Raw genomic sequence first — 26,709 nt, 5'->3', positions numbered from 1 at the left:
AGAATTTCATGGCTTTCAATTTGCCGAGTGCTGACGGCGTCAAGCGGATGATGGCGGGTGCGGCTGCCGGCCTGCTGCTGGCGGCGACGCTGCCCATGGGCGTGGCCTGGGCCGAGACACCGACCGCGCCCGCGCCCAAGGTGGCATTGCCCGATTTCACCCAGGTGGTGGCGGAAACCGAAGGGTCGGTCGTCAACATCCGCACGACAGAGGCCGTCCCGGTACGGCGTTCTCCGGTGGGGCCCGGGGGTAACGGCGATCCCTCCGATCTGTTCCGCTGGTTCTTCGGCCCCGACTTCATGCCGCCGGGGTTCGGCCCGCAGCAGCAGAAACCCCACGGCCAGCCCAATCAGCCGACCCCCAAGGAACGCACGGTGCCGCGCGGCATCGGTTCCGGCTTCATCCTCTCCAGCGATGGTTATGTCCTGACCAACAATCACGTGGTGGACAATTCCAACGGCATTTTCGTCACCATGACCAGCGGCAAGGAATACAAGGCCAAGGTCATCGGGACGGATGCGCGTACCGACATCGCCCTGCTGAAGATCGATGCCAAGGACCTCAAACCCCTGCCCATCGGCGATTCCGACAAACTGAAGAAAGGCCAGTGGGTCCTGGCGATCGGTTCGCCCTTTGGTCTGGATTCGACCGTGACGGCCGGCATCGTCAGCGCCATCAACCGCGACACGGGTGATTATCTGCCCTTCATCCAGACCGATGTGGCGGTCAATCCGGGCAATTCCGGTGGCCCGCTGATCAATCTGCAGGGACAGGTCGTGGGGATCAATTCCCAGATCATTTCACGCAGTGGCGGTTTCATGGGGATCTCCTTGGCCATTCCGATCGACGAGGTCATGCGTGTGGTCGATCAACTCAAGGCGCACGGCAAGGTCACCCGTGGGCGCATTGGCGTGCAGATCACCGAAGTCCAGGATGATGTCGCCAAGGCGCTGGGTCTGGGCACCGCCCACGGCGCGCTGGTCAGCAGCGTGGAACCCGATGGTCCGGCCGCCAAAGCCGGGGTCCATGCCGGTGACGTGATCACGGGATTCAATGGCCAGAAGATCGTACACATGACCGATCTGCCGCGTCTGGTGGGTGCGACCCGGCCGGGTACTGAAGCCACTCTCCAGGTCTGGCGCAAGGGCAAGACTCTTGACCTGAAGGCCAAAGTCGCCGAACTCGATCAAAAGGTCGCCAACCCGCAAAACCAGGAACGGCCGTCCCAGACCGGGGTCGACCGCCTGGGCCTGAGCGTCAAGGCGCTGCCGGCGGATTCCGGCACGAATCAGGGTGTGGTCGTGGTCCAGTCCCAGAGCCCCGCGGCGGATTCCGGCATCGAGGCGGGCGACCTCATCCTGCGGATCAACGAGACCGACATCACCAGCCCCCAGCAGTACGAAAAGGTCGTCAAGGGTCTGGACAAGTCCCACCCGGTCGTGTTGCTGGTCAGCCGGGATCAACAGTCCCAGTGGGTGATCGTGAAGCTCCAGTGATCCCCCCGGCGGGAAAAAGCTAAAATACCAGCTGAACGAGAGGGGGCGCCCTGCGGCGTCCCCTCTTTGACTTGCGGGCAGGGGATTTCTCGTTCCCCGGGCCTTCCGATTCTCCCGATTCCTGCTTTCCGTCTATGGACCATATCCGCAACTTTTCCATCATTGCGCACATCGATCATGGCAAATCGACCCTCGCCGACCGTCTGATCCAGCGCTGTGGAGGGCTGCAGGATCGCGAAATGGCCGCCCAGGTGCTCGATTCCATGGACATCGAGCGCGAGCGGGGCATCACCATCAAGGCGCAGACGGCGGCGCTGCGGTATGTGGCGGCCGATGGCCGCGTCTACGCGTTGAACCTGATCGACACACCGGGCCACGTGGACTTCTCCTACGAGGTCAGCCGCTCCCTGTCGGCTTGCGAAGGCGCCTTGCTGGTGGTCGATGCGACCCAGGGCGTCGAGGCCCAGACGGTGGCGAACTGCTACACCGCGATCGAACTCGGCGTCGAGGTCGTGCCGGTCCTGAACAAGATGGACCTGCCCTCCGCCGACCCGGATGCGGCGGCGGCCGAGATCGAGGACGTCATCGGCATCGACGCCACCGACGCCATCCAGGCCAGCGCCAAGACCGGCCTGGGGATCGACGAGATCCTCGAGGCCGTCGTCGCCCGCGTGCCGCCCCCCCAGGGCGACCCGCAGGCGCCTCTGCAGGCCCTGATCATCGATTCCTGGTTCGACAATTATGTCGGCGTGGTGATGCTGGTGCGCATCGTCAATGGCACGCTGCGGCCCAAGGACAAAATCCTGCTGATGGCGACCGGCGCCACGCACCTGTGCGAACAGCTGGGGGTCTTCACCCCCAAGTCCCAGCCGCGCGACGTGCTGTCCGCCGGAGAAGTCGGCTTCGTCATCGCCGGCATCAAGGAACTCGAACACGCCAAGGTCGGCGACACCGTCACGCTGGCCAACAAACCCGCCGCGGGGGCGCTGCCCGGCTTCAAAGAAGTCAAGCCTCAGGTCTTCGCCGGTGTCTATCCCGTCGAGTCCAGCGAATATGATCAGCTGCGCGATTCGCTGGAAAAACTCAAGCTCAATGATTCGTCCCTGATGTTCGAACCGGAAGTCTCCCAGGCGCTGGGTTTTGGCTTTCGCTGCGGGTTCCTGGGTCTGCTGCACATGGACATCGTCCAGGAACGGCTCGAGCGCGAATTCGACATGGACATCATCACCACCGCGCCGTCGGTGGTCTACGAGGTTCTGCATCGGGACGGCACCCTGCTGATGGTGGACAGTCCGGCCCGCATGCCGGAAGTCGGCCATATCCAGGAAATCCGTGAGCCGATCATGAACGTCACGCTGTTCATGCCGCAGGAATACGTCGGGCCCGTGATGTCGCTGTGCACATCGAAACGCGGGGTGCAGCTCAACATGAGCTACCACGGCCGTCAGGTGCATCTCAGCTACGAGATCCCGCTGGCGGAGATCGTGCTGGACTTCTTCGACCGGCTGAAATCCGTGTCGCGCGGCTATGCGTCCATGGACTACGAGTTCAAGGAATACCGTGTCGCCGACGTGGTCCGTGTCGATCTGCTCATCAACGGCGACAAGGTCGATGCCCTGTCCATGATCGTGCACCGCGCCAATGCGCGGCATCGGGGCCGGGACGTGGTGACGCGCATGCGCGGGCTGATTCCGCGCCAGATGTTCGATATCGCCATCCAGGCGGCCATCGGCGCCGAGGTCGTTGCCCGCGAGAACGTCAAGGCGATGCGCAAGAACGTACTGGCCAAATGTTATGGCGGCGACATCACACGCAAGAAAAAACTGCTTGAAAAACAGAAGGCCGGCAAGAAACGCATGAAACAGGTCGGCAACGTGGAAATCCCGCAGGAGGCCTTTCTGGCTGTCCTGCAGGTCGAGGACAAATAAGGATTGCCGATGAGCTGGGATTTCGCGCTGTTGCTGTTTATTGCCCTGGTCATCACGGGGCTGGTCTGGTTGCTGGACCGCTTCCTGCTGCGGGGGAGGCGGCGCGCGCGCGCGCAGGCGGCCGAGCACGCCTGCCGCAACAATGCGGCCGGCCTGGATCCCGACGCCCTGCGCACCGAATGCGAACAGGCATACGAACGCGCCAACCGCGCCCCCTGGTGGGTGGAATACTGCGTCAGCTTCTTTCCGGTCATCCTGTTCGTGTTCGTGCTGCGGTCTTTCGTGGTCGAACCCTTCCGGATTCCCTCCGGCTCCATGCTGCCCACCCTGGAAAACGGCGATCTGATTCTGGTGAACAAGTTCCAGTACGGCATCCGTCTACCCGTGATCGATCGCAAGATCATCGACCTCGGGTCGCCGCACCGCGGTGATGTGGTCGTGTTCCGCTACCCCGTGGACCCCACCGTGGATTACATCAAGCGGGTGGTGGGTGTGCCGGGCGACGTGGTCGAATACCGCGGCAAGACCCTGTCCATCAACGGCAAGCCGGTGCCCCGGGAACGCGATGGCGATTATTACGAGCCCGACCGGGCAGCCTACGTGGGCCAGTACCGCGAACAGTTGGGTGACGTGTCGCACCGCGTCCTGCTGAACGCGAACGTGTCCCAGGATTTCATGCCCATTACGCGGTTCCCCGACTTCCAGGATTGCACGTACCTGAGCGATGGGGTGCGCTGCACCGTGCCGGCCAATCACTACTTCATGATGGGCGACAACCGTGACAACAGCCTGGACAGCCGCTACTGGGGCTTCGTGCCGGATCGCAACATCGTCGGGCGGGCTTTCTTCATCTGGATGAATTTCAGTTCGCCCAGCCGGATCGGCGGGTTTGAATGATGGCCGGGCTCGATACGCTACAAGCCGCCCTGGATTACCATTACCAGGATCAGCACCTGCTGGAGCAGGCGCTGACGCATCGCAGCCACGGCATGCCGCACAACGAACGGCTGGAATTCCTGGGTGATTCGGTGCTGAATTTCGTCGTCTCCACGCTGCTGTTCACCGAGCACGCCGAGATGGACGAAGGCGACTTGTCGCGTGTGCGGGCCAACCTGGTCAAGCAGGCCGCCCTGGCCGACATCGCCCAGAAACTATCCCTGTCCACCTATCTGCGGTTGGGCGAGGGCGAACTCAAGAGCGGCGGATTCCGCCGGCCGTCGATCCTGGCCGACGCGCTGGAGGCCATCTTCGGCGCCCTGTATCTGGATGGTGGTTATCCGCAGGTCAGCCGCGTGATCGAGCGTCTCTATCGCCCGATCCTGTCCCAGATCGACGTGCGCACCTTCGGCAAGGATCCAAAAACTCTGCTGCAGGAAATCATGCAGGGGCGGGGGCTGGGCCTGCCACGCTACGAAGTCGTCTCCACCCACGGTGCCGCGCATGATCAGACCTTCGACGTGCTCTGCGAGGCCGCGCAGCTCGACATCCGCATCCAGGCTTCCGGCAGCAGCCGGCGGGCCGCCGAGCAGGCCGCGGCCCGACAGGTCATCGCGGCCATCGAGGCGCTGGGTCCGGCGCGCCGCTCGTCGCGGCGTCACCATAAGCCAGCCCAGTTGTCGCTGCCCGTCGCAGTCCCCCAGGAGAAAAAATGAGCACACCCAGCCGTTGCGGTTTCGTAGCCCTCGTGGGGCGGCCGAACGTCGGCAAGTCGACGCTCAGCAACGCCCTGATCGGCGCCAAACTCTCCATCGTTTCGCGCAAGGCGCAGACCACCCGTCATCGCATCCACGGCGTCCTGACCCGCGATGCGGACCAGTTCGTCTTCGTCGATACGCCCGGCTTTCAGACGCGGCATGGCGGCGCCATGAACCGCATGATGAACCGGGTCGTCACCCAGGCGCTGGCGGAGGTCGACGTGGTGGTCCACGTCGTCGAGGCCGGGAAATGGTCGGCGGGCGACGCCGCCGTGGTGCCGCTGCTGCCGACGCAGCGCCCCGTCGTCCTGGTGGTCAACAAGATCGACACGCTGAAGGACAAAAACGCCCTGTTCGCCTACGTGACACGTCTGACGCAGGAATTTTCCTATGCGGCCGTGGTGCCGGTCAGCGCCGCGCGCGGGACGCAGCTCGATGTCCTGATCGGGGAAATCGCCCAATATTTGCCCGAAGGCGAACACCTCTTTGAGGCGGAGTCCCTGACCGATCGCCCGGTGCGCTTCCTGGTGTCCGAGCTGATCCGGGAAAAGATCTTCCGTCTGGTCGGCGACGAGCTGCCCTATGGCTGCACAGTCGTCATCGAGCAATGGGAAGAAAACGAAGCCGGTGTGCGGATCGCCGCCTGCATCGTCATCGAACGCGAGAGCCATCGCCCCATCCTCCTGGGAGCGGGGGGCCAGCACATGAAACGGATCGCCACCGAGGCGCGCCAGGACATGGTGAAGCTGCTGGAAAAACCTGTTTTCCTGGACGTCTACATCAAGGTCCGCAAGGGCTGGTCGGCGCGCGAAGCCACCCTCCGGGAACTGGGGTATGAGTAGACGGGGCCAGCGCATCCAGGATGCGCGCGCCTACGTCCTGCACGCCAGCCCGTGGCGGGAAACATCCCTGATCGTCCAGTGTTTCGCGCGCGACCAGGGCAGCGTGGCCCTGGTGGCCAAGGGCGCAAAACGGCCCTATTCGGTTCTGCGCCCGGTCCTTGTTGCCTTCCAGCCGCTTTGGCTGTCCTGGTCGGGAGCGGCGGAAATCCATACCCTCGTGCGGGCGGAATCCGGTCCCGTACGCCTGCTGACTGGCCGCGCCATGATGTCCGCCTGGTACCTGAACGAACTGATCCTGCGCCTGATGCCCCGGGAGGACCCGCATCCAGGGGTTTACGATGCCTATGAAAGGGCGTTGGACGCGCTGGTGGATCCGCAGGCCCGTTCGCATGCGCCCGCTTTGCGCCGCTTCGAGTGGCTGTTGCTGGAGCAGGCGGGTTACGGGCTGGATGTTCCACCGCCCGATTTCGATGACGCGGCAGCCGAACCCGCCCTCAGACAGGCGTTGCGGGAACGCCTGGACCAGCTGCTGGACACCCCGCTGCGCACCCGTCAGGTCCTGCTGGATCTGCAGCGGTACTGAACCTTTCTCGCGCCGGCCCTCATGAAGCAAGGCATCGTCCTGTCTGTCGCATCCTCGGCGCTGTTTGCCGCCATGTACTTCTATGCGACGCTGATGCAGCCGTTTGACGGCGACATCGTCTTCGCGTGGCGGATCCTGATGGGTCTGCCGATGATGGCGCTGGTTGTGCAGCGGGCGCGAGGCTGGGGCAATCTGCGTGAAACCACGCGGCGATTCATGCATGGCCGGTTCCTTGCCGCCATGTTGCTGTGTTCCGCGTTGCTGGGCGTGCAGCTGTGGCTGTTCGTCTGGGCTCCCCTGCATGGCTATGCGCTGGATGTTTCGATGGGCTATTTCCTGTTGCCGCTGGTGATGGTGCTGGCGGGCCGGGTGCTTTATGGCGAACGCCTCAGCCGCTGGCAGTCCTGGGCGGTGGGTTTCGCACTGCTCGGGGTAGGGCACGAATGGTGGCGCCTGGGCACGGTGTCGTGGGCGACGCTGCTGGTGGCGCTGGGCTACCCGCCGTATTTCATGCTGCGCCGGCGTCTGCGGGTCGATGCCCTGAGCAGCCTGTGGTTCGATATGCTGTTTCTGCTGCCGGCCGCGATCCTGATCCTGCAGTCGCAGGCCACCGAGGCCGCGCGCATTTTTATGGCGCATCCGCGCCTGCTGCTGCAGGTGCCGTTGCTGGGACTGCTGAGCGCTGTTTCCTTGTCGATGTATCTGGCGGCTGCCCGGCAACTGCCCATGACCCTGTTCGGGCTGCTGAGCTATGCCGAGCCGGTGCTGTTGTTCTGGGTTGCCTTCCTGTTGATGGGAGAGCCGGTCACCCCGGCGCAGTGGCTGACGTACGGCCCCATCTGGCTGGCGGTCGCGCTGGTGGCTTTCGAAGGCCTGCAAAAATGGCGGGCCGAGGCCCGCCATCCGGCGTCGCGGCCCGGCGAGCGGGCCTGAACGGGGCACTAGTCCCGGTTGCCGCCCAAGATGCCCAGCAGCATCAGCAGATTGGTGAAGATGTTGTACAGATCCAGATAGACCGCCAGCGTGGCTGTGACGTAGTTGGTTTCGCCACCCTGAACCACGCGCTGTAGGTCGACCAGCAGAAAGGCGGAAAAGATGCCGATGGCCAGCACCGACAGGGTCAGCATCAGGGCCGGGATCTGCAGAAAGATGTTCGCCACCATGGCGACCAGCAGCAGCACCACGCCCACGAACAGAAATTTCTGCAGGTGGGTGAAATCGCGTTTCGTGGTCGTGGCGACGGTCGCCATCGTACCAAAGACGGCGGCAGTGCCACCGAAGGCCAGCATGATGAGCTGGGTGCCGTTGCCCATGCCTAGCACGAAGCCCAGCATGCGCGACAGCATGATGCCCATGAAGAACGTGAAACCCAGCAGCAGGGCGACACCCAGCGAGGAGTTCTTGTTGCGTTCGATCATGAACATGAGGCCAAAGGCGCCGACCAGGAACACCACGGTGCTGACGCCGGGGCTGGTCGCCATGATGCTGTTGATGCCGGAATGCAGGCCGACGGCCGCCCCCAGCACGGTGGGGATCAGGGACAGGGCCAGCAGCCAGTAGGTGTTGCGCAGCACGCGGTTGCGTGCGACGGCCGACACGTCGTAGGTGCCGGACCGGGGTAGTGTTTGGCGAAAATCGGACATGGTATTTTTCCTGCCTTTTATCGAATCGACCCGTGAATGCGGGATCGTGGATACTACAATCTTACAATAAGCTGAACGATATCGTCCATCGCGACACCTGTTGGACCGGTTCAGGGCTTCAGGGTTCCCGGCGTCAGCCGATGCCCCCGGACTTCGTGCCCGGCCTGCTGATAAGCTGCCCAGCGGGTGCGCGCGGCCTGCAGATCGGCGTCGTGCCCTGATACGATCTCCAGGATGCGCTCGAAGCGCTCCGCCCCAGGGGGGCAATCCAGATCCAGATTGAGCAGCCAGCCGGTCGAGGTGATGGCGGCCAGGGCGGTGGTATCCGGGATCAGCACCACGTCCGCCTGGTCGGCCAGCGGGTCGTCGACCAACGCATGCGGGATGAAGCTGACCGGATCGAAGTCCCACAGCAGGCCGTCGAAGCGCCGCAGCCGCCGCGGATCGGTGCAATAGACCAGCAGGCGGTGCCCCGCTCGCACGTGGCGCGCCGCCGTGCGGCAGGCTGCTCGCAGACGGTGCGTGGCCCCGTAGGCGAAATCCACCCGGGACATGTCAGTGTTCCGCCAGGCATTGTCCCAGCAGATACTGCGCCAGCAGCGGGACGGGGCGGCCGGTGGCGCTCTTCTGTTTGCCTTCCAGCCAGGCGGTTCCGGCGATGTCCAGGTGCGCCCAGGGATATTTGCCGGTGAAGCGGGACAGGAAGCAGGCCGCGGTGACGGAACCCGCCGGCCGGCCGCCGATATTGGCCATGTCGGCGAAGTTCGATTTGAGCAAATCCTGGTAGGCCTCGTCCAGGGGCATGCGCCAGGCCGGGTCCTGGGCCTGCCGGCTCGCGGCCAGCAGATCGGCCGCGAGGGTGTCGTCCCGGGTGAACAGCCCGCTGTTGACGTGGCCCAGCGCGATGACGCAGGCGCCGGTCAGCGTGGCGACGTCGATCACGGCGGCCGGTTTGAAGCGTTCCGCGTAGGTCAGTGCATCGCACAGGATCAGGCGACCTTCCGCGTCCGTGTTCAGGATTTCGATGGTCTGGCCCGACATGCTGGTGACGATGTCGCCCGGTTTGTTGGCGGTGCCGCTGGGGAGATTCTCGCAGCTGGGCACAATGCCGATAATTTCGCGCGGCAAGTCGAGTTCGGCGACGGTGCGCATCGTGCCCAGCACGCTGGCGGCGCCGCACATGTCGAACTTCATTTCATCCATGCCCGGCCCGGGCTTCAGGGAAATGCCGCCGGCGTCGAAGGTAATGCCCTTGCCGACCAGCACGATGGGGGCTGCCTTGCGCGCGGCCGCCTGGCTGGGGGTGTGGCGCAGGACGATGAAGGCGGGCGGTTCGGCCGAGCCGCGTGCCACCGACAGGAATGACCCCATGTTCAGCGCTTCGATCTTCTTCTGATCCAGGACTTCGGCCTTCAGCGTCTTGAACTGCTTGGCCAGGCTCTTGGCTGTCTTGCCCAGATAGGTCGGGGTGCAGACGTTGGGCGGCAGATCGCCCAGCAGTCGGGCGAGATTCATGCCCGCGCCGATGGCGGCGCCTTGGTCGAGGCCCGTCCTGGCCTTGGCGACCTGGGCACGGGACAGATGCAGCGCGAAGCTGCGCAGTTTGACGGCTGGCTTGGCCTTGCTGAAGGTCTGGTCGTAACGGTAGATGGCGGCACTGACCAGACGGGCTGTCGTGCGGGCACGGTCGGTCAGGTCGGCATCCGCGCATTCCAGGGCGCATAGCGTCGAGACGGCGGTGCTGACGCCGGCGCGCACGCAATAGGCCGCCAGGGCTTCGTGCGCGCGCGCCAGAATCGCCGATGTGAGGCTGTCCTGCGCGCCCAGTCCGAGTAGAATGACCCGGCTGGCAGCGATGCCGGCGGGGGCATGCAGGGTCAGGCAATTGCCGGGGGCTGCGTCGAATTCCGACTGGATGACCGAGCGCAGGGCACCGCCCGATGCCTGGTCCAGGGCATCGGCCGCCGGGCTCAGGATGCCGTCCTGAAAGACGCCGACCGCCAGGGCCTGAGTTTTCAGGGTATGCAGGACGGCGGTCGTCGTTGTGCTAAATTCCATTCGTTTTTCCTTGGGTGCGGTACCAGCCTGGGGCAGACGGTCCATTATTCCGCATTTTCCCATGTCATTGTTCAAGCGCGCCGTCTTTTCCGAGATCACCAGCCACGCCGGGATTGTGTTCTCCACTTTGCTGGTGGTGTGGCTCAGCGTGCTCATCGTGCGCCTGCTGGGCGAGGCGGCCAATGGCGACATCGGCGCCAACGTCGTGCTGGGCCTGGCGGCATTTTCCAGCATCACGGCCCTGCCCGTGATCATTTGTGTCGCCCTGTTCGTCGCAGTCCTCACGACCGTGACGCGCAGTTACCGCGAATCCGAAATGGCGGTCTGGTTCGCCAGCGGGCTGTCGCTGGCCGACTGGCTGCGTCCGGTGATGCGGTTCGCGCTGCCGGTGGCCGTCGTGGTGGCGGCCCTGACCTTGTACGCTTCGCCGTGGGCTTATGGTCAGATCGCGGAATATCGCCAGCGTTTCGAACAGCGCTCGGACCTGTCTAAAGTCACCGCCGGGCAGTTCATCGAAACCGATGAGGGCCGGCGCGTGTTCTTCGCCGAATCACCGACTCATCCGGGCGACGAACTGGGCAGGGTCGTGGCGCGCATCATCGAACCCGACTGGCTCAGCGTCGTCACCGCCGACAGTGCGGCCATCCGCACGGAACCCAACGGCGACCGGTTTCTGGTCCTGGGGCGGGGGCACCGCTACGACCTGAAGCCCGGCACCCCCGAACTTCGCCTGCTGGACTTCGATCATTACGGGGTGCGGATCGAAAGCCGCACCGATCCGGCGTCTCTGGACGCCGCCCGCCAGAGGGCCTTGCAAGAGATCAAGGCCCGCCCGACACTGGATCTGGCGCGTCTGGGCGACCGCGAGTCCCTGTCGCAGCTCATGTGGCGCCTGGCCCTGCCCATCGCCGTGCTGAACCTGGCGCTGATCGCGCTGCCGCTGGGGGCGGTGAACCCGCGCCTCGGGCGGTCCGGCGATCTGCTCATGGCAGGCCTTCTGGCCTTGCTCTACATGAACCTGATCAATCTGTCGCGTGGCTGGATCGGCAGCGGCGCCCTGTCGTTTGGCGTTGGCGTCTGGCTGGTGCATGGGCTGTTCCTGGCGCTTGGGCTATTCTTGTTGTGGCGCCGGATCCGTGTCCCACGACGCCGGCGCAAAACCATGCGGGCCGTGGCGGGCTGACCGCTTGCCATGGCGGGTCGCGGGGGGTTCCGCACCCGGCCCGTGGTTCAATGCCCCGGGTGGTCCGCCGTATAAGCCGGTGTCCAGGTCTCGGCGGGTGTCCGCAGGACGCGGCCGTCGCCCTGCAGCAGTTCGCGGTTCAGACTGACGGCCTGCTTCAGATAGTCCCAGATCGCCATGACGCGCCGTGTGTGACGCAGATCCTCGTGGCAATACATCCAGAAACCGCGGCTGACGCGGATCTCGTGTTCCAGCACGGGCACCAGACGCGTGTCCTGGGCGGCCAGGAAACAGGGCAGGATGGCCAGCGCCTGGTTGCCCAGCGCCGCCTGATACTGCGCCAGGATGCTGGTGCTGCGAAACACCACGCGTTCCGGCTGCACCAGGTCATCCAGGTAGCGCAGCCGGTCGCTGAACAGCAGTTCATCGACGTAGCCGATGAAGGTGTGCTGTCCCAGGTCGGCGCGGCGGCCGATGGCAGGATGCGTATTCAGATAATTCCGCGTTCCGTAGAGCTTGAGCGTGTAGTCGGCCAGTTTGGTGCACAGGTAGGGGCCGCGCTGCGGCCGCTCCAGGGCGATGGCGATGTCGGCTTCCCGCTTGGACAGGCTGATGTAGCGGGGCACCGGCATGATGTCCAGGGTCATGCCAGGGTGGCGGCGCTGGAAATCCACCATCAGCGGGGTCAGCACCGTGCTGCCGAAACCTTCGGTGGATCCGATGCGCAGGTGTCCGGTGGGCTGGCCTGCCGCCCCTGAAAGCATGTCATGGGCGGCAAGCAGCGTGCTTTCGACCTGTTCGGCGTACGTGAAGAACTGTTGGCCTTCCTCGGTCAGGGTAAAGCCGTTGGCCCGAGACTTCTCGAACAGTGTCGCCCCCAGGCCGAGCTCCAGCGTGCGGATGCGGCGGGTGACAGTGCTGTGCCGCACCCCCAGCCGCTGTCCCGCAGCGCTGGCCCGCTGGGTGCGGGCGACCTCCAGGAAGTAGCGGATGGAGTCCCAGTCGACCATGGTTTTCCTTGTGCAAATATCGTCAACGGATGTGCAAATATTTTGCTGGCTTTAGGTTTTTTACACAACTACACTGGATCATGAAGCTGGCGTCGGTGCCTGTGTCCCGGCCTGCCCGCCATACCCCTAAGACAGAATCCATTTGATTTCACCGAGGAGGTTTGCATGAGCGATATTCCACGCGTCCCGCTACTGATCGACGGGAAACTGGTCCAGTCCGAAACGAAAGAATGGCGTGACGTCATCAACCCGGCCACTCAGGAAGTCGTGGCGCGGGTGCCGTTCGCCACGCCGGCCGAGGTCGAACGGGCCATTGCCAACTCCAAAGAAGCCTTCAAGACCTGGCGCAATGTCAGCCAGGCAAAGCGCCGCCAGATCATGACCGATCTGGCCCGGCTGCTGCGCGACAACACCACCAGGATCGCAGAGGCGCTGTCGCGTGAACACGGCAAGACCCTGCCCGATGCCGAGGGCGAGGTCGGTCGCGGCCTCGAGGGCGTGGAACACGCCGTGTCCGCCAATGTCCTGCAGCTTGGCGATTACGCTGAAAACGCGGCCACCGGCATCGACGTCTACAACGTGCTGCAGCCACTGGGGGTGTGCGCGGGCATCACGGCCTTCAATTTTCCGGTGATGCTGCCGTGCTGGATGTTCCCGATCGCGGTCACCATGGGCAATACTTTCGTCTATAAGCCGTCCGAGCAGGACCCTACCGCATCGCTGATGGTGGCCCAGCTGGCCCTGGAAGCCGGCCTGCCGCCCGGCGTGCTCAATGTCGTCCATGGCGGGCCCGACGTGGCCAACGCATTGTGCGATCATCCGGACATCAAGGCAGTGTCCTTCATCGGGTCGACCCGGGTCGGTACGGAAATCTACCGCCGCTCCTCCAATGCCGGCAAGCGCTGCCAGGCCATGATGGGCGCGAAGAACCACAGCGTCATCATGCCTGACGCCGACCGTGAAGCCGCGTTGAATTCCATGCTGGGCGCGGCCTTCGGCGCAGCGGGGGAACGCTGCATGGCCATTTCCGTGTTGGTCCTGGTGGGCGAAGCCCAGAAATGGCTGCCTGACTTTGCCGAACGGGCCCGCAAACTGAAGGTCAATATCGGCACAGACCGCCACGCGGATCTGGGGCCCCTGATTTCCCCGACGGCCAAAAAGCGTGTCGAGGGCCTGATCCAGAAAGGCGTGGACGAAGGCGCCGATCTGGTGCTCGATGGCCGTGGGATCACGGTTCCAGGTTACGAAAAAGGCAATTTCGTGGGCCCTACGATCTTCAGCAAGGTCAAGGCCGACATGACCATCTATCACGAGGAAATCTTCGGGCCGGTGCTGTCGGTCGTGCTGGTGGACACGCTGGAAGAAGCCGTCGAATTCATCAACGCCAATCCGAACGGCAATGGCACATCCATCTTCACGCAGGATGGCGGTCATGCCCGCTATTTCCAGAACCACGTCGATGTCGGGCAGGTGGGGATCAACATTCCCATTCCGGTGCCGGTGGCCTGGTTCAGCTTCACGGGGTCGCGGGCTTCCAAACTGGGCGATCTGGGTCCCAATGGCCGTCAGTCGATCTATTTCTGGACGCAAACCAAGACGATCACTGCCCGCTGGCAGGCGCACCCGACGGACATCAACACGACGATCGCAATGAAGTGACAGGGCCTCCTGCGGTGAAAATAGGCTCTTCTTGTTGATGATTCGCAAGATCCCTCACTGTTTCGGCCTCTCTCGCGGCGAGAATAGACCATACTGAGCAGACTTGGGCGCAACGTGCGATAGCGCGTTGCGCCTTCATTCAGGCTTGCTCACGGTCGTGCTGGAACATGTCGCGAAAATTGGTTGGCATCCTGGTCATGGCTTACGGGACGCCGGACCACATTGCGGAACTTCCCGCCTACTACACCCACATCCGCCAAGGCAGGCCGCCATCGGCGGCACAACTCGAAGAACTGAGCGCCCGGTACCAGGCCATCGGCGGATCGTCGCCGCTGGGGCGCGTGACCCGCGCTCAGGCGGACGGGCTCGCTGCGGAACTGCAGGCCCGGTTCCCGGACACGGGTTTCAGATCGGTCGTCGGCTTCAAACATGCCCGGCCCTTTATCGAAGACGCGGTCGAGACCCTGGTTGCGCAGGGTATCCGGACCGTGATTGCGGTCGTCATGGCGCCGCACGATTCGGGAAGCGGCATTCGTCCCTATTTTGACCGGGCGGCTCAGGCGGCCGGGGCGCTGGGACTGACCCTGCGCCCGGCGGTGTCAGGCTGGTACCGTCAACCGGGCTTCATCCAGTTCTGGGCGACGCGCATCCGCACGCTGCTGTCTTCGCTGCCCCTCGCCGAATCACGCCGGACGCTCGTGGTGTTTTCCGCCCATAGCCTGCCGATGCGGGTGCTCGATGGGGACCCCTATCCCACGCAGGTGCGCGAGAGCGCGGATCTGATCGCGGCTGCCGCGGGCGTGGGCAATCACGCGATCGCATGGCAAAGCGCTGGCCGAACCCCGGAACCCTGGCTGGGCCCCGATATCCGGGACGTCGTCCGCGATGCCTGGGACAGCGGGGCCTATCGCAATTTCATCGTCTGCCCGATCGGTTTCGTATCCGACCACCTCGAGGTCCTCTACGACGACGACATCGAATGCCGCTCTCTGATCGAGACGCTCGGCGGCCGTTACCTGCGCCCCCCCATGCCCAATGCGGATCGCGGGTTCATCTCGTGCCTGGCCGATGCCGTTGCCGGCTCGCTGGGCCAAACGGAACGAATCGCGGCATGAGCGGCGCCGTACGAAGGGTGGCCATCATCGGCGGGGGCATCACGGGGTTGTCCGCGGCATTCCGGATCCACCAGGAAATCCACCGGTCCGGCGTCCCGCTGGACTGGGTGATGCTGGAATCCCAGGACCGTCTGGGTGGAAAGATCCGGACGGTGCGCCACGGGGATTTTCTGATCGAGACGGGGCCCGATTCCTTTCATCCGGGTGGCGGCAGCCTGCTGGAGCTCGCCGACGCGGTCGGAATGGGGCCGCACCTTGTCCATGGCGCGGCCAAGCAGGCCTATATCTATGCCCGGGGTGCGCTTCGGCCGATCCCGGACGGCATGGTCATGGGGGTGCCGACGAAGCTGATGCCCTTCCTGCGATCCGGGCTGTTGTCGCCGGGCGGCAAGCTCGCCGTGGCGTTCGAGGCGTTGCGTTGGCGCGGCGCCTGCGCCGACGACGAGTCCGTGGGCAGTTTTTTCAGGCGGCGCTTTGGCGGAGAACTCGTCGATCAGTTGATCGACCCTCTGTTCGCCGCCATTTATGGCGAGACGGTCGAGCGGCTGAGCATGCAGGCCGTCATGCCGCGCATGACGGCGCTGCTGCGGCAGCACCGCAGCCTGATCCTGGGCCTGCGCCGTGTGCGTGCCCAGCGCGCCCGCAGCGAACAGGCGGCCTCCGGTGCGGAGAAACCCGCCGCCTTCGCCAGCTTCAGAGGCGGCCTGCAATCCCTGGTCGGTGCGGTGGAAGCCCAACTGCCCCCCGCAGCCATCATCCGCGACGCCGCCGTGACGGACATCCGGCCGGTTGGGGGACGGTATCGCCTGACTCTGCGGGGGCGCGAGGCACTGGATGCGGATGCCGTCATCCTGGCGGTTCCCAGTCAAACCGCGGCGGAACTGCTGGATATGTCGACGGATTTCGAGAGTCTGCATGAAAGTCCGCCCGCGTCCGTCGCCAATGTCGTGCTGGGCTTTCGCAGCCAGGCAATTCGCACGCATACGCCTGGCACAGGCTTTGTCGTCGCGCGGCAATCGGGCTGCGCCATCACCGCATGCACCTGGAGCCATCTCAAATGGCCTGGGTCGGCACCGCAAGGCCATGCGCTGCTGCGCAGCTATGTCGGGCGTCCGGATGACGACAGCCTGGTGTCCGCGGACGAGCGCGCGATCGTGCAGACGGTGCTGCGCGACCTCAAGCGCATCATGGGCATCGACGCCCAACCCGAATTCCAGCTGGTGACACGCTGGCACAAGGCCATGCCGCGCTACGCGGTCGGCCATGTGGCGCGCGTGGCTGCGCTCAGGCGCCGCGTCGCGGGGAAATTCCCCGGCGTCCAGCTGGCTGGCGCGCCCTACGGGGGCGTGGGTCTTGCCGATTGCGCGCGCCAGGGCGGGGAGGCCGCTCAGGCGGCCCTGGCGCGTCTTCTCGAAATTTGACGGAGTCGCTACGATGTTGATCACCCATCTCGGCAAGGCGAGGCTCGGGCTTCTGGCCAGCTTCGAGGCCTGGACCGACGAGCAGTTGAACCAGCGCCAGGACGCGCGGGGCTGGAGCGCCGCGCAGATACTTCACCACATTGCCACAGTCGAGCAAGGGCTGGCGGCGGATATTCTGGGCTCGCTGGAGTCCCGGGGCGGGAAAGTCCCGGAATTGAGCCCCGACGCGTTGTCTCCGGCGATCGAGCAATTCGACGGCGACGAGCCGCCCCGGATCGAGTTTCTGACCAAATCGGCATTGATCCAGCAGCTGGAGGAGTCCAGATTCCGGCATCTGCAGCGAGTCTTCAATGAAACGCACGAACGCGAACTTGCCGAGAGGTCCGCGCCGCACCCCCTGTACGGCCGGATCAGCCTGAAAAACCTGGTGGATCTGGTGTGGCTGCATGACCGGCACGGCATCCAGCGCATCGACGGCATCCGGGCGGCATGCGATCCATCCGGGGAACCCGCGCGTTCGATCCAGGATATATCATGACCCAAGCAGGAAAATGCCATGCAGGAACAGTTCACATCACAATTCGCCATCAAGTTCACATCACAATGGAATCCGCTGGGCAAGTCTGAAAAATCGGCCGCCGTGGACGCGGCGGTCGCCATCTTCGAGAAATACCAGGATCGGGTCGGCCTGCGCGGCACTTACGTGGTGCAGGGCTTTCAGGGCCATACCGACATCCTGTTCTGGATGTTCGGCGACCACGTCGAGGACATTCAGGATCTTCAACTGGAAATACGCCGGTCGCCGCTGGGCGCCTATATCGACACGCCGCATGCGTTCATCGGGATCACCAAGCCCTTCGAGTTTTCCGAACATCCGACGTCCTTTGCCGTCGGCATGACGCCCAGGAAATTCCTGTGCTTTTACCCGTTTATCAGGACGCCGGAATACTATCTGCTGCCAGCCTGGGAACGGCGCGCCGTCATCGGGGATCATGGGCAGATCGGCCACGAGTTCGTGCCGGATATCCTGACCAATGGCGTGTACGGTTTCGGTCTTGGGGATTACGAATGGCTGTTAACCTTCGAGACGAACGACCTCAGCCGTCTGGTGGATTGCGTCCGCAAGCTTCGGGAATCCAAGTCCAGACTGTACATGCAGGACGAGCATCCGTTCATCGTCGGGCGCCATTTCGACCTGCGGGATGCCCTGATGCAATATGTGTGACGAGACGACATGATCAAATTGGCTTATAGCACTTTCGGTCTTACCAATCTGTCCTTCCTCGAGGCGATCGAGGCGGTTGCGCGGGCAGGCTACGAGGGGATCGAGCTTTCGTTTCACCGCAGGCAGTTCAATCCCTTCAATCTTGGCGACGCGGATCTCGATGCGGTGCAAGCGTGCCTGCGCAAGGCCGCCATCGTGCCCGCCTGCGTGGCGACGGCTTCGCATTTCTTCACCCCTTCGCGGCCGCATGAACCTTCGCTGATGACCCTGGATCTGGCGGGGCGCAAGCGCCGCATCGATCTGGTCAAGCGCGGCATCCGGGTGGCTCGCCGGCTGGGTGTCAAACTGGTGACCTTCGGCAGCGGTTTCCTGCGCGAGGAGCACATGCGTCATCCCGCTGTGGATGCGCATGCGCTGCTGGCCGAATCCATCCATGAGTGCCTGCGCGAGATTCACGACGGCGAGGACATCACGCTGCTGATCGAGCCCGAACCCGGCATGCTCATCGAAACGCTGGATCAGGGCCTGGCCCTGATCGACGCGGTCGGCTCCAGCCGCTTTGCCTTGCACATCGACATTTGCCATGCGTATTGTTCGGAAACTGACTATGTGGGCGCGCTGGCCCGCGCCGCCGCGTCCGCGCGCTATCTGCATATCTCCGATGCGCGCGAAGGCTGGAACCTGAAGATCGTCGAAGATGCGCCGGATCTGGAATTCCGGCCTGATTTCGCCAGCACGCTAGTGTATTTCCCGGAATCCGCGGATTTTCTGCTGGTGGACCGCGATCACCCCCTGGTTTTCTGCGACGGGGCGCCGAATGCGAAGCAGCGCGCCCGGATCGATGCGCACCTGGCCCGCGCTGGCATGACGGCCGCTCCTGAACTGGTCGATTATGGCGGTCTCTACGCCGGCCAGTCGCCATTGGACGACGAGATCTTCACTTATCTGATTTCCGTCCCTGGCCTGTCGTTCGAAGTGCTGGAGCGGGCCTGGCCGATCATCGCCTACATGCGCGGTGTGCGCGGGCCGGCGCGCATCGGCCGGATGGTGGCCAATACGCTGACCGGCGTTGCACATTTCCACGAGATCCCCGGATCGGGCACGCTCGATCTGGCGGCCAGCTTCAAGGCGCTCGATGCGAACGGCTTCGACGGCTATGGCGCGGTCGAGCTCTATCACCACGTAAGCTCCTGGCAGCAGGCGCTCGATGACAGCTACCGCCATCTTGCCGGCCTGGACGGAGTCGGTCGGACTTCGACGAACCAGGTGGCGTCATGATCGATGTGACGGCACTGGGCTGGGATCCGGATACGGTCGGCGAGCTCGATCATCGCTTGCTCAAGGCGCCCAGCGTCAAGCTGCGTGGCGCCCATGCGGGGACGGCGGGCGACGTCGTCTACTGTATCGACTTGCGCTTGCGTCTGCCGAATGCGGATGCGTATTTGTCCGACACCGAGGCCCATTCCATCGAGCATTTCCTGCTGGAAGGTTTTCAGCGCCGGTTGCCGGAGCATTTCATCGGCGTGGGCGTGATGGGGTGCCAGACCGGGTTTTACCTGACGTTGTTGAACGAGGGCCGGCGCCGGGTCATCGAGGATGTGCTGTGGCGCGTCTTTGACGACATGCTGACGGCGACCGCCGTGCCCTATGCCCGCATCGACCAGTGCGGGCGCTGGCGGAACCATGATCTTGCGCTTGCCCAGTCGGTGGCCCGCGAAGTGCTGGACTGTCGTGCGCAATGGGGAGAGATCGCATGAGCGCGGTGACCGCCATGTACTGGCAGGTGCGTGCGACGCGCAGCGTCGAGTACGAATTGCGCACGGTGGACGGCATTTTCGATCCGGGCAATGATGCGCTGCTGTCGGTGGGGCGCCGGCACGGCGGTCGCCGCTTCGTGGTGGTCGACGAGCAGGTGCATCGGTACCATGGCGCCCGCATCGCGGCTTACTTCAGACACCATGGGATCGATGCGCGCCTGTTCGTCCTGCCCGGCGGAGAATCCGCAAAGACAGTCGATGCCTGGCTGGATGTGGCTGGCGCGCTGGACGATTTCCCGATCCATCGGCGCGACGAACCGATCATCGCCATCGGGGGCGGGGTACTGACCGACATCGTGGGGTTCGTGGCATCGAGCTACCGCCGCGGCGTGCCGCACATCAAGGTGCCAACCACCCTGATGGGCTATGTCGATGCCTCTGTGGGGATCAAGACCGGGGTCAACTTCAATGGCCACAAGAACCGGCTGGGCAGCTTCGAGCCGCCGCGCCTGGTCCTGCTCGATCGCCGGCTGCTGTCCACGCTCGATGTGCGGCACTTGCGCAATGGCCTGTGCGAGATCCTCAAGCTCGCGGTCATCCGGGATGCCGAACTGTTCGCCTGGCTCGAAGACATCGGGGTCTCTTGCCTGGCCACGGCCTTTCAGGATGAGTCCGCGGGCGACCTGCTCGATCGTGCCATCGGCGGCATGCTCGAGGAACTATCCCCCAACCTGTACGAAGACGAGCTTGCGCGCTGCGTCGATTTCGGCCATACATTCAGTTATGGCCTCGAGACGCGTTTCGAGGATCGCCTGCTGCATGGCGAGTCGGTGTTGCTCGATATCCTGGTTTCCACCGTGATCGCGCGGGACCGGGCGCTGCTGGACACGCCGTCGATGGCGCGCATTTTCGCCCTGGTCCGGCATCTCGGCATCGAACCGGAAATCGGCTTGCTGGACGCCGGTTTGATGTGGCAGTCGCTGCTCGACCGGATCGAACATCGCAATGGCCGGCAGCGTGTGCCCCTGCCATCGGTGATCGGTCAGTGCGTATTCGTCGACGACATCAGCCGCGCGGACATCGAAGCGGCCATTCACACTTTGCATACAACATGGACAGAACGATGAATGAATCACGGAACGTCGATGCTGCGGAAATCGCGCATTTCAACCGCATGGCGGCGCTCTGGTGGGATCCGGCTGGCAAGATGGGTCAGCTGCATGCGATCAATTCGCTGCGCCTGGGCTTCATCACCGGACGCCTGACGCAGGACGCCGCGCCGCGCGTCGTGGACATCGGCTGCGGCGGCGGCATCCTGGCCGAGGCATTGGCGCGTTCAGGCGCCCGCGTCACCGGGATCGATCTGTCGGAATTATCGCTGCGCGTTGCGCGCCAGCATGCCGAGGCCGGCGGCATCGGGATCGATTATCGGCTGATGGACGCGGAAGCCCTGGCGCAAGCCGAAGCCGGCGGCTTCGATGCCGTCACCTGCATGGAAATGCTCGAGCATGTGCCGCATCCCGACCAGGTCATCGCGGCCTGCGGCCGCTTGCTCAAACCGGGCGGGATGGCGTTCTTTTCCACCATCAACCGCACGCCGAAGGCCTTCCTGTTCGCCATCGTTGCCGGCGAATATATCCTTCGTCTGTTGCCGCGCGGCACCCATCACTACCGCAAATTGATCCGTCCCGATGAGATGCGGACGTGGGCAGCCGCGGCCGGACTCGAGTTTCAGTCCGTCGCCAGCCTGATGTACAACCCCTTGCTGCGCCGATTCCGAGTGGCGCCGGGGCGGGAAGACATCAATTACATGGCCTGCTTCCGCAAGAAAGGCTGATCATCATGAAGCGATTCCTTGCTTTGTCGCGGTCCATCCATGGCGTGCTCGACATCGCCATGCCGGGTTTTGTCGCATTGCTCTGGCTCGGGGAATTTCCTGGCGGGCGGGTGCTCGCGCTGGGCCTGTTCACCGCCCTGGCGGGCTACACCGCGATTTACGCGCTCAATGACATCGTTGGCGTCAAGGATGACCGCGAAAAAGTCGCGGGCGGCATCAAGCCCGGCTATGCCGTGGAAGCCTCCGGGATGCGCTACCCCCTGGCGCAGAATCTGATCGGCATGAAGGGCGCGCTGGCCTGGTTCGGTTTCTGGCTGATCCTTGCCGTGGCGGGCATCTGGCTGTTGAATCCGAAAATCCTGCTGATTCTTCTGGCCGCCGTCGTGCTCGAAATCGTGTACGTCAAGCTCCTCAAGGTCACCTGGCTGCGCACGCTGGTCAGCGGGTTGGTGAAATCCGCCGGCCCGACAGCCGCGGTATTCGCCGTGGTCGAACAGCCGTCATGGCCCTGGCTGGCATTGATGGTGCTGTGGCTGATGGTGTGGGAAATCGGCGGCCAGAACATACTGGCGGACTGGAACGACCTGGAAGAGGACCGGCGCGTGGGGGCGTCCACCATTCCGCTGGCATTCGGGCTGCCGTTTTCCGGCGGACTGGTGCTGGTCCTGCAGTCCTGTGTCGTCCTGCTGAGCCTGTGGCTGCCCGTCATGTCGCCGCTGCCGCTGGGATGGCCGTTCAGGCTGGCCGCTCTGGCCGCTGGCATCGTCCTGCTGGTCTTGCCGGCGGTCAGACTGGCTCGCACGCTGGACGGCCGTGATGCGGCGCGATCGTTCGACCATGCCAGCCTGTATCCCTTGGTGATGCTCGTGATCATGGCGGGGTCCGTCTTGTCGGGATGAGGTTCCTCGACCCAGCGTCCGTATGCTAAACAAATAACAAAAAGTAATATAAAGAGCGTTTCATATTCCATATAATGGTCTTTCCTATGGGGCCATGGCATATGAACCTTCAGCAATTTCGTTTTGTCCGCGAGACCATCCGGCGCAATTACAACCTGACTGACGCTGCGCGGGCGCTGTATACCTCGCAGCCGGGGGTGTCCAAGGCCATCATCGAATTCGAGGACGAGCTGGGCCTCAAGATCTTCGAGCGCCACGGCAAGCGCCTCAAGGGCCTGACCAAGCCGGGGCAGGCAGTGTCCACCGTCATCGATCGCATCATGCGCGAGGTGGACAACCTGAAAAAGGTCAGCGACGAATTCGCCCAGCGTGACGAGGGCGCCCTGGTGATCGCCTGCACCCACACACAGGCGCGCTATTGGCTGCCGCGCGTGATCCCGGCGTTTCGCGCGCGTTTTCCAAAGGTCCACGTGTCCCTGGCCGAAGGCAATCCGGAACACCTGGCCAAGCTGGTGCTGCATGAACAGGCCGATCTGGCGATCGCCACGGAAACCCTGGCCGAAACGCCGGGCCTGGTGGCGCTGCCGGTCTATTCCTGGGAACACACGCTGGTGGTGCCTCCGGATCACCCCCTGACCAGCCTGACTTCCAGCGCCGCGCGCAATCTGTCGCTGGAACATCTGGCGCAGTACCCCATCGTGACCTATGACCGGGCTTTTTCCGGGCGGCGGGCGATCGATGCCGCGTTCGAGCGCGCCGGGATCACCCCGGACATCGTGCTGGAAGCCATCGATGCGGACGTGGTGAAGACCTATGCGGACATCGGCCTGGGTATCGGGATCATCGCGGGAGTGGCTTTCGATCCCCGGCGGGACAAGGGGCTGGTCGGCCTGCCGGCCGGGCACTTGTTTGGCCGGCATACGACCAGCGTGGCCATCAAGCGCGGGGTATTCCTGCGCGATTTCGTCTATGTGCTGATGGAGATGCTGGCGCCCGAGCTGACCCGCGACCAGATCGCCCAGGCCATTGCGCAGCCGGCGCCCTCAGTGCGCGAGGCCGCCTGAGCGTCAGACGCCCAGATACGCCCGCTTCAGTTCCGGATCCTCGATCAGGTCGCGGGCCGGCCCTTCCCGCACGATGTTTCCGGTTTCAAGCACGTAGGCGCGATCGGCTGCCGCCAGCGCCAGGTGAATGTCCTGTTCCACCAGCAGGACCGTGACACCCTGGTCGCGGATGGTGGCCAGATTTTCCATCAGCTGATCGACGATGATCGGCGCCAGGCCCAGGCTCATTTCGTCCACCAGCAGCAGGCGGGGGCGCGCCATAAGGGCGCGGGCCATCGCACACATCTGCTGCTCGCCCCCCGACATGCTGCCCGCCAGCTGGCGCCGACGTTCGGCCATGCGGGGAAATTGCGTGTAGACCTGGTCCAGGTCGGCGCGGATCGCCGCCGTATCGTGACGCCGGTAGGCGCCCATCAGCAGGTTGTCCTGCACCGACATCCGGGGAAACAGCTGCCGGCCCTCCGGGACCTGAACGATGCCGTGGCGGAAGATCGCGTCCGGGGTGTGCCCCTGGATTTCGGTGCCCTGCCACAGGATGCTGCCCGATTGGGGTGGCAGCAGGCCCGATAGCACGCGCAGCAGGGTGGTCTTGCCCGCGCCGTTGCTGCCGACCAGGGCCAGGAATTCCGCTTCGCGCACTTCCAGGGTGATGTCGTGCAAAACCTGCACCAGACCGTAGCCCGCCGACAGATTCCGGATTCGCAGCAGGGGGGCTTGTGTCGAAGAGTCGGAACTCATGTGCGCTTCTTTCCCAGATAGGCTTCGACCACGCGCGGGTCGCTCAGGACGCTGTCGGGGGAACCGTCGGCGATCTTCTCGCCGTGGTGCAGGACCATGATGCGGTCCGACAGGTTGCGGATGGCCTTGATCACGTGCTCGATGACGATGATGCTGATGCCCGTGTCGCGCACCTTGCGGATGATGTCGATCACCTCGTCGATCTCGACCAGATTCAGGCCGGCCATGACTTCGTCGCACAGCAGCACGCGGGGTTGCATGGCCAGCGCCTTGGCCAGTTCGAGTCGTTTGCGGTCAGGGCCGCCCAGGTCTTCGGCCCGGTGGTCGATGTGCTTTTCCAGGCCCACGAACCGCAGGCATTCCCGTGCGCTGTCGCGTGCCTTGGCGAGTTTTGCCTGCCCTTGGCCGCGTCCGAACAGGGCGCCCACGGCCACGTTGTCCAGCACCGACAGCCCTGGGAAGGGCTGCATGATCTGGAAGGTGCGTCCGATGCCCAGCCGTGCGCGGCGGAAAGCCGCCATGCGGTCGATGCGCCGGCCATCGAACCAGACTTCGCCTTCGGAGGGTGCCAGGGTGCCGCTGAGCAGGCTGATCAGGGTGGTCTTGCCGGCCCCGTTGGGGCCGATGAACCCCAGGATCTCGCCGGGCGACAGGGAAAAGCTGACGTCATGCACCGCCAGCAGTCCGGAAAAGCGGCGTGTGAGCTGGCGGGCTTCCAGAATCGGGCTCATATGCGGTTGGTCCGGATGTTGTCGATGAAATAATGCCAGCCCAGGCGGTGGAAGCGCCGGATGACGTCGGCCAGGCCGCGCGGCATCAGGACCACGGCGACGACGATGACGATACCGAAGAACAGGCCGGCGATGCTGGTGACTTCGCTGGACAGCAGCTCGGAGATGGCGGACAGGATGAAGGATCCGACGATGGGCCCCAGGACTGTGCCCGGGCCGCCAAACACCACCATGATGATCATCTTCACGTTTAGCGTGAGGTCGAAAGCGCTTTCCGGGTCCAGGAACGTGATCCAGTAGGCATGGATGCCACCCGCCAGCGCGCTGAAGATTCCGGCCAGCGCGAACGCCAGCACCTTGTAGCGGGTGGTGTCCACCCCCATGACGACCGCACCTTCCTCGTTCTCGCGGATCGCGATCAGGCCGAAACCGAAACGGCTGCGGGTCAGCCACCAGACCGTCAGCGTGGCGGCCACCAGCAGGATCAGCGACAGTTCGTAGAACAGGCGGTCATCGTTCAGCGGGGGCAGGACCAGGCCGATGTTCTGCCCCGCCAGCGGCACGTTGGACACAATGGCGGCCATGATCTGCCCCAGCGCCAGGGTGGCGATGGCGAAGTAGTGGCCCTTCAGGCGTAGAACGGGTACCCCCAGCAGGAAGGCGAACACGACCGCCAGCACAACGCCGAATATCATGCCGACGGCGAAGGGCAGCTGCCATTGCACCATGGCGATGCCGACGCCGTAGGCGCCCAGGCCGTAGAACACAGAATTGCCGAAGGACGGATACCCGGTGTAGCCGCCGATGATGTTCCAGCCCTGGGCCAGCACCGCCAGCAGCAGGGTGCTGATGCCGAACTGGATCACGGTGTCGGAGCCGTATTCCGGCAGCAGGGCCAGCGCCGCCAGGACAATCAGGATCAGGATGATGCGCAGGGCTTTCATGCGGTCCTCCCGAGCAGACCGGTGGGCCGTATGATCAGCACCAGCACCAGGACGCCGAAACTGGCGACGTCGGCGAACGTCGGGCCGATGTACAGCGTGGTCAGCGATTCGATCAGGCCCAGGATCAGGCCGCCGGCGATCACGCCCAGCGGCGTGTCCAGGCCGCCGATGATGGCGATGGCGAAGGACTTCGCGGTCAGCGTGGCGCCGATGTAGGGGTTGATCTGGGACACGGTGCCGTACAGACCGCCCGCGGCCCCGGCCAGGGCCAGCCCCAGGCCGAAGGTGACGGCGTACAGGTGGCGCGGTTCGACCCCGTACAGGCGAGCCGCCGACAGGTTCTGGGCGGTGGCCCGGATCGCCCGCCCCAGGCGGGTGTGCAGCAGGAAATACCACATGATCAGGGTCAGCACGATGGCCATGACGCAGGCTGCCAGCCGCACCAGCGGGATCGTGATCCCCAGCACGGTCATGTTCCGGCCGGAATAGCTGGGGTTGATGGTGCGGAAGTCGGCCGAGAACACCAACTGCGCCAGGTAGGTCAGCACGACCTCCAGGCCGAAGGTGATCAGCAGGGTATTGAACATCGGCGAGCGCACGATCAGGTTCAGGATGCCCCGCTGGATGGCGTAGCCGACGAGGAACATCAGGACCGCCGTGATAGGCAGCCCCAGGAACGGATCGACGCCCAGCCAATGGAAGCTATACCAGGAAATATAGGCGCCCAGCATGATGAAGGCGCCATGCGACAGGTTGACTATGTTGAGCACACCCCAGACCAGGGCAAGGCCGAGCGCCACGATGGCGTACAGCCCGCCCTGCAGGATGCCGTTGATGAGGACTTGCAGCAAAAGGTCCAAGGCGGGCGCTCCGGGTTAAGGC

General features: G+C 64.2%; 27 protein-coding genes. 19 read left to right on the top strand and 8 right to left on the bottom strand.

Features of this window, described 5'->3' with window-relative positions; genetic code table 11:
• The first annotated feature begins 50 nt into the window (after nucleotides 1-50).
• The 7 genes from ABCV34_RS08340 (at nucleotide 51) to rarD (ending at nucleotide 7,476) form a co-directional block, all read left to right on the top strand.
• Complete coding sequence (locus ABCV34_RS08340) at nucleotides 51-1,496, top strand: DegQ family serine endoprotease (protein WP_345798739.1); 1,446 nt, start codon at nucleotides 51-53, stop codon at nucleotides 1,494-1,496.
• A 134-nt stretch (nucleotides 1,497-1,630) separates the two neighbouring features.
• Nucleotides 1,631-3,424 carry a translation elongation factor 4 gene (gene lepA, locus ABCV34_RS08335; RefSeq protein WP_345795767.1) on the top strand — a complete coding sequence of 598 codons (1,794 nt, stop codon included), beginning with the start codon at nucleotides 1,631-1,633 and terminating at the stop codon, nucleotides 3,422-3,424.
• A 9-nt stretch (nucleotides 3,425-3,433) separates the two neighbouring features.
• The gene (gene lepB / locus ABCV34_RS08330; protein ID WP_345795766.1) at nucleotides 3,434-4,321 is read left to right on the top strand and encodes a signal peptidase I; all 888 of its coding nucleotides are present in this window, start codon (nucleotides 3,434-3,436) and stop codon (nucleotides 4,319-4,321) included.
• Nucleotides 4,321-5,076, top strand: a complete 756-nt coding sequence (gene rnc / locus ABCV34_RS08325) for a ribonuclease III (RefSeq protein WP_345798738.1) — start codon at nucleotides 4,321-4,323, stop codon at nucleotides 5,074-5,076. Before lepB ends, rnc begins: the two co-directional genes overlap by 1 nt.
• Nucleotides 5,073-5,960, top strand: coding sequence for a GTPase Era (era, locus tag ABCV34_RS08320; protein ID WP_345795765.1), 888 nt, complete (start codon nucleotides 5,073-5,075; stop codon nucleotides 5,958-5,960). Before rnc ends, era begins: the two co-directional genes overlap by 4 nt.
• Complete coding sequence (recO, locus tag ABCV34_RS08315) at nucleotides 5,953-6,543, top strand: DNA repair protein RecO (protein WP_345795764.1); 591 nt, start codon at nucleotides 5,953-5,955, stop codon at nucleotides 6,541-6,543. Before era ends, recO begins: the two co-directional genes overlap by 8 nt.
• A 21-nt stretch (nucleotides 6,544-6,564) precedes the next feature.
• Nucleotides 6,565-7,476, top strand: a complete 912-nt coding sequence (rarD, locus tag ABCV34_RS08310) for an EamA family transporter RarD (RefSeq protein WP_345795763.1) — start codon at nucleotides 6,565-6,567, stop codon at nucleotides 7,474-7,476.
• 8 nt (nucleotides 7,477-7,484) lie between these two features.
• On the opposite strand, the gene ABCV34_RS08305 is transcribed toward rarD, so the two are convergent.
• From ABCV34_RS08305 to ABCV34_RS08295, 3 genes are all read right to left on the bottom strand, one after another.
• Nucleotides 7,485-8,186 carry a Bax inhibitor-1 family protein gene (locus tag ABCV34_RS08305; protein ID WP_345795762.1) on the bottom strand — a complete coding sequence of 234 codons (702 nt, stop codon included), beginning with the start codon at nucleotides 8,184-8,186 and terminating at the stop codon, nucleotides 7,485-7,487.
• A 110-nt stretch (nucleotides 8,187-8,296) separates the two neighbouring features.
• Nucleotides 8,297-8,740: a DNA polymerase III subunit chi gene (locus ABCV34_RS08300; RefSeq protein ID WP_345795761.1), complete on the bottom strand. Its 444-nt coding sequence runs from the start codon at nucleotides 8,738-8,740 to the stop codon at nucleotides 8,297-8,299.
• 1 nt (nucleotide 8,741) lies between these two features.
• Nucleotides 8,742-10,244, bottom strand: coding sequence for a leucyl aminopeptidase (locus tag ABCV34_RS08295; RefSeq protein ID WP_345795759.1), 1,503 nt, complete (start codon nucleotides 10,242-10,244; stop codon nucleotides 8,742-8,744).
• A gap of 61 nt (nucleotides 10,245-10,305) precedes the next feature.
• Here ABCV34_RS08295 and lptF point away from each other — a divergent pair, with 61 nt between their 5' ends.
• Nucleotides 10,306-11,427, top strand: a complete 1,122-nt coding sequence (lptF, locus tag ABCV34_RS08290; protein WP_345795758.1) for an LPS export ABC transporter permease LptF — start codon at nucleotides 10,306-10,308, stop codon at nucleotides 11,425-11,427.
• A gap of 47 nt (nucleotides 11,428-11,474) precedes the next feature.
• Here lptF and ABCV34_RS08285 read toward each other — a convergent pair whose 3' ends face one another.
• Entirely contained in the window at nucleotides 11,475-12,437 is a 963-nt protein-coding gene (locus ABCV34_RS08285) for a LysR family transcriptional regulator (RefSeq protein WP_345795757.1), read from the bottom strand.
• Between the two features lie 165 nt (nucleotides 12,438-12,602).
• Here ABCV34_RS08285 and ABCV34_RS08280 point away from each other — a divergent pair, with 165 nt between their 5' ends.
• The 11 genes from ABCV34_RS08280 to ABCV34_RS08230 all read left to right on the top strand — a co-directional run bounded on the left by ABCV34_RS08280 (nucleotide 12,603) and on the right by ABCV34_RS08230 (nucleotide 23,414).
• The gene (locus ABCV34_RS08280) at nucleotides 12,603-14,096 is read left to right on the top strand and encodes a CoA-acylating methylmalonate-semialdehyde dehydrogenase (protein WP_345795756.1); all 1,494 of its coding nucleotides are present in this window, start codon (nucleotides 12,603-12,605) and stop codon (nucleotides 14,094-14,096) included.
• Between the two features lie 167 nt (nucleotides 14,097-14,263).
• Entirely contained in the window at nucleotides 14,264-15,211 is a 948-nt protein-coding gene (gene hemH / locus ABCV34_RS08275; RefSeq protein ID WP_345795755.1) for a ferrochelatase, read from the top strand.
• Nucleotides 15,208-16,632, top strand: a complete 1,425-nt coding sequence (gene hemG, locus ABCV34_RS08270; protein ID WP_345795754.1) for a protoporphyrinogen oxidase — start codon at nucleotides 15,208-15,210, stop codon at nucleotides 16,630-16,632. Before hemH ends, hemG begins: the two co-directional genes overlap by 4 nt.
• Nucleotides 16,633-16,645: 13 nt before the next feature.
• Nucleotides 16,646-17,170, top strand: coding sequence for a DinB family protein (locus tag ABCV34_RS08265; protein WP_345795753.1), 525 nt, complete (start codon nucleotides 16,646-16,648; stop codon nucleotides 17,168-17,170).
• Between the two features lie 18 nt (nucleotides 17,171-17,188).
• Nucleotides 17,189-17,857, top strand: a complete 669-nt coding sequence (locus tag ABCV34_RS08260) for a chlorite dismutase family protein (RefSeq protein WP_345795752.1) — start codon at nucleotides 17,189-17,191, stop codon at nucleotides 17,855-17,857.
• Nucleotides 17,858-17,866: 9 nt separating this feature from the next.
• Complete coding sequence (locus ABCV34_RS08255; protein ID WP_345795751.1) at nucleotides 17,867-19,135, top strand: sugar phosphate isomerase/epimerase family protein; 1,269 nt, start codon at nucleotides 17,867-17,869, stop codon at nucleotides 19,133-19,135.
• Nucleotides 19,132-19,614, top strand: coding sequence for an S-ribosylhomocysteine lyase (locus tag ABCV34_RS08250; RefSeq protein WP_345795750.1), 483 nt, complete (start codon nucleotides 19,132-19,134; stop codon nucleotides 19,612-19,614). Before ABCV34_RS08255 ends, ABCV34_RS08250 begins: the two co-directional genes overlap by 4 nt.
• Nucleotides 19,611-20,741, top strand: a complete 1,131-nt coding sequence (locus tag ABCV34_RS08245) for a sedoheptulose 7-phosphate cyclase (protein WP_345795748.1) — start codon at nucleotides 19,611-19,613, stop codon at nucleotides 20,739-20,741. Before ABCV34_RS08250 ends, ABCV34_RS08245 begins: the two co-directional genes overlap by 4 nt.
• Nucleotides 20,738-21,451, top strand: a complete 714-nt coding sequence (gene ubiG, locus ABCV34_RS08240; protein WP_345795747.1) for a bifunctional 2-polyprenyl-6-hydroxyphenol methylase/3-demethylubiquinol 3-O-methyltransferase UbiG — start codon at nucleotides 20,738-20,740, stop codon at nucleotides 21,449-21,451. Before ABCV34_RS08245 ends, ubiG begins: the two co-directional genes overlap by 4 nt.
• Before the next feature lie 5 nt (nucleotides 21,452-21,456).
• Nucleotides 21,457-22,350, top strand: a complete 894-nt coding sequence (locus tag ABCV34_RS08235; protein ID WP_345795745.1) for a UbiA family prenyltransferase — start codon at nucleotides 21,457-21,459, stop codon at nucleotides 22,348-22,350.
• A gap of 101 nt (nucleotides 22,351-22,451) precedes the next feature.
• Nucleotides 22,452-23,414: a CysB family HTH-type transcriptional regulator gene (locus ABCV34_RS08230; RefSeq protein WP_345795744.1), complete on the top strand. Its 963-nt coding sequence runs from the start codon at nucleotides 22,452-22,454 to the stop codon at nucleotides 23,412-23,414.
• Between the two features lie 3 nt (nucleotides 23,415-23,417).
• On the opposite strand, the gene ABCV34_RS08225 is transcribed toward ABCV34_RS08230, so the two are convergent.
• From ABCV34_RS08225 to ABCV34_RS08210, 4 genes are read right to left on the bottom strand one after another with little or no spacing between them, the layout of a single operon-like run.
• On the bottom strand, nucleotides 23,418-24,152 hold the full coding sequence (locus ABCV34_RS08225; RefSeq protein WP_345795743.1) for an ABC transporter ATP-binding protein: 735 nt from the start codon (nucleotides 24,150-24,152) through the stop codon (nucleotides 23,418-23,420).
• Entirely contained in the window at nucleotides 24,149-24,883 is a 735-nt protein-coding gene (locus tag ABCV34_RS08220) for an ABC transporter ATP-binding protein (RefSeq protein WP_345795742.1), read from the bottom strand. The genes ABCV34_RS08225 and ABCV34_RS08220 overlap by 4 nt, the downstream gene beginning before the upstream one ends.
• Nucleotides 24,880-25,827, bottom strand: a complete 948-nt coding sequence (locus tag ABCV34_RS08215; RefSeq protein ID WP_345795741.1) for a branched-chain amino acid ABC transporter permease — start codon at nucleotides 25,825-25,827, stop codon at nucleotides 24,880-24,882. The genes ABCV34_RS08220 and ABCV34_RS08215 overlap by 4 nt, the downstream gene beginning before the upstream one ends.
• On the bottom strand, nucleotides 25,824-26,687 hold the full coding sequence (locus ABCV34_RS08210; protein ID WP_345795740.1) for a branched-chain amino acid ABC transporter permease: 864 nt from the start codon (nucleotides 26,685-26,687) through the stop codon (nucleotides 25,824-25,826). The genes ABCV34_RS08215 and ABCV34_RS08210 overlap by 4 nt, the downstream gene beginning before the upstream one ends.
• Between the last annotated feature and the right edge of the window lie 22 nt (nucleotides 26,688-26,709).

It is taken from the genome of Castellaniella sp. MT123, from assembly GCF_039614765.1.
Classification (GTDB): Bacteria; Pseudomonadota; Gammaproteobacteria; order Burkholderiales; family Burkholderiaceae_B; genus Castellaniella.
The sequence above is the reverse complement of the archived record's forward strand: the minus strand, read 5'-3'. Positions and strand labels throughout refer to the sequence as shown.

Bases quoted from the DNA above. Each gene is read 5' to 3' on its own strand.
- ABCV34_RS08340 (WP_345798739.1), top strand. From the start codon at position 51: ATGGCGGGTGCGGCTGCCGGCCTGCTGCTGGCGGCGACGCTGCCCATG.
- lepA (WP_345795767.1), top strand. From the start codon at position 1,631: ATGGACCATATCCGCAACTTTTCCATCATTGCGCACATCGATCATGGC.
- lepB (WP_345795766.1), top strand. From the start codon at position 3,434: ATGAGCTGGGATTTCGCGCTGTTGCTGTTTATTGCCCTGGTCATCACG.
- rnc (WP_345798738.1), top strand. From the start codon at position 4,321: ATGGCCGGGCTCGATACGCTACAAGCCGCCCTGGATTACCATTACCAG.
- era (WP_345795765.1), top strand. From the start codon at position 5,073: ATGAGCACACCCAGCCGTTGCGGTTTCGTAGCCCTCGTGGGGCGGCCG.
- recO (WP_345795764.1), top strand. From the start codon at position 5,953: ATGAGTAGACGGGGCCAGCGCATCCAGGATGCGCGCGCCTACGTCCTG.
- rarD (WP_345795763.1), top strand. From the start codon at position 6,565: ATGAAGCAAGGCATCGTCCTGTCTGTCGCATCCTCGGCGCTGTTTGCC.
- ABCV34_RS08305 (WP_345795762.1), bottom strand. From the start codon at position 8,186: ATGTCCGATTTTCGCCAAACACTACCCCGGTCCGGCACCTACGACGTG.
- ABCV34_RS08300 (WP_345795761.1), bottom strand. From the start codon at position 8,740: ATGTCCCGGGTGGATTTCGCCTACGGGGCCACGCACCGTCTGCGAGCA.
- ABCV34_RS08295 (WP_345795759.1), bottom strand. From the start codon at position 10,244: ATGGAATTTAGCACAACGACGACCGCCGTCCTGCATACCCTGAAAACT.
- lptF (WP_345795758.1), top strand. From the start codon at position 10,306: ATGTCATTGTTCAAGCGCGCCGTCTTTTCCGAGATCACCAGCCACGCC.
- ABCV34_RS08285 (WP_345795757.1), bottom strand. From the start codon at position 12,437: ATGGTCGACTGGGACTCCATCCGCTACTTCCTGGAGGTCGCCCGCACC.
- ABCV34_RS08280 (WP_345795756.1), top strand. From the start codon at position 12,603: ATGAGCGATATTCCACGCGTCCCGCTACTGATCGACGGGAAACTGGTC.
- hemH (WP_345795755.1), top strand. From the start codon at position 14,264: ATGTCGCGAAAATTGGTTGGCATCCTGGTCATGGCTTACGGGACGCCG.
- hemG (WP_345795754.1), top strand. From the start codon at position 15,208: ATGAGCGGCGCCGTACGAAGGGTGGCCATCATCGGCGGGGGCATCACG.
- ABCV34_RS08265 (WP_345795753.1), top strand. From the start codon at position 16,646: ATGTTGATCACCCATCTCGGCAAGGCGAGGCTCGGGCTTCTGGCCAGC.
- ABCV34_RS08260 (WP_345795752.1), top strand. From the start codon at position 17,189: ATGCAGGAACAGTTCACATCACAATTCGCCATCAAGTTCACATCACAA.
- ABCV34_RS08255 (WP_345795751.1), top strand. From the start codon at position 17,867: ATGATCAAATTGGCTTATAGCACTTTCGGTCTTACCAATCTGTCCTTC.
- ABCV34_RS08250 (WP_345795750.1), top strand. From the start codon at position 19,132: ATGATCGATGTGACGGCACTGGGCTGGGATCCGGATACGGTCGGCGAG.
- ABCV34_RS08245 (WP_345795748.1), top strand. From the start codon at position 19,611: ATGAGCGCGGTGACCGCCATGTACTGGCAGGTGCGTGCGACGCGCAGC.
- ubiG (WP_345795747.1), top strand. From the start codon at position 20,738: ATGAATGAATCACGGAACGTCGATGCTGCGGAAATCGCGCATTTCAAC.
- ABCV34_RS08235 (WP_345795745.1), top strand. From the start codon at position 21,457: ATGAAGCGATTCCTTGCTTTGTCGCGGTCCATCCATGGCGTGCTCGAC.
- ABCV34_RS08230 (WP_345795744.1), top strand. From the start codon at position 22,452: ATGAACCTTCAGCAATTTCGTTTTGTCCGCGAGACCATCCGGCGCAAT.
- ABCV34_RS08225 (WP_345795743.1), bottom strand. From the start codon at position 24,152: ATGAGTTCCGACTCTTCGACACAAGCCCCCCTGCTGCGAATCCGGAAT.
- ABCV34_RS08220 (WP_345795742.1), bottom strand. From the start codon at position 24,883: ATGAGCCCGATTCTGGAAGCCCGCCAGCTCACACGCCGCTTTTCCGGA.
- ABCV34_RS08215 (WP_345795741.1), bottom strand. From the start codon at position 25,827: ATGAAAGCCCTGCGCATCATCCTGATCCTGATTGTCCTGGCGGCGCTG.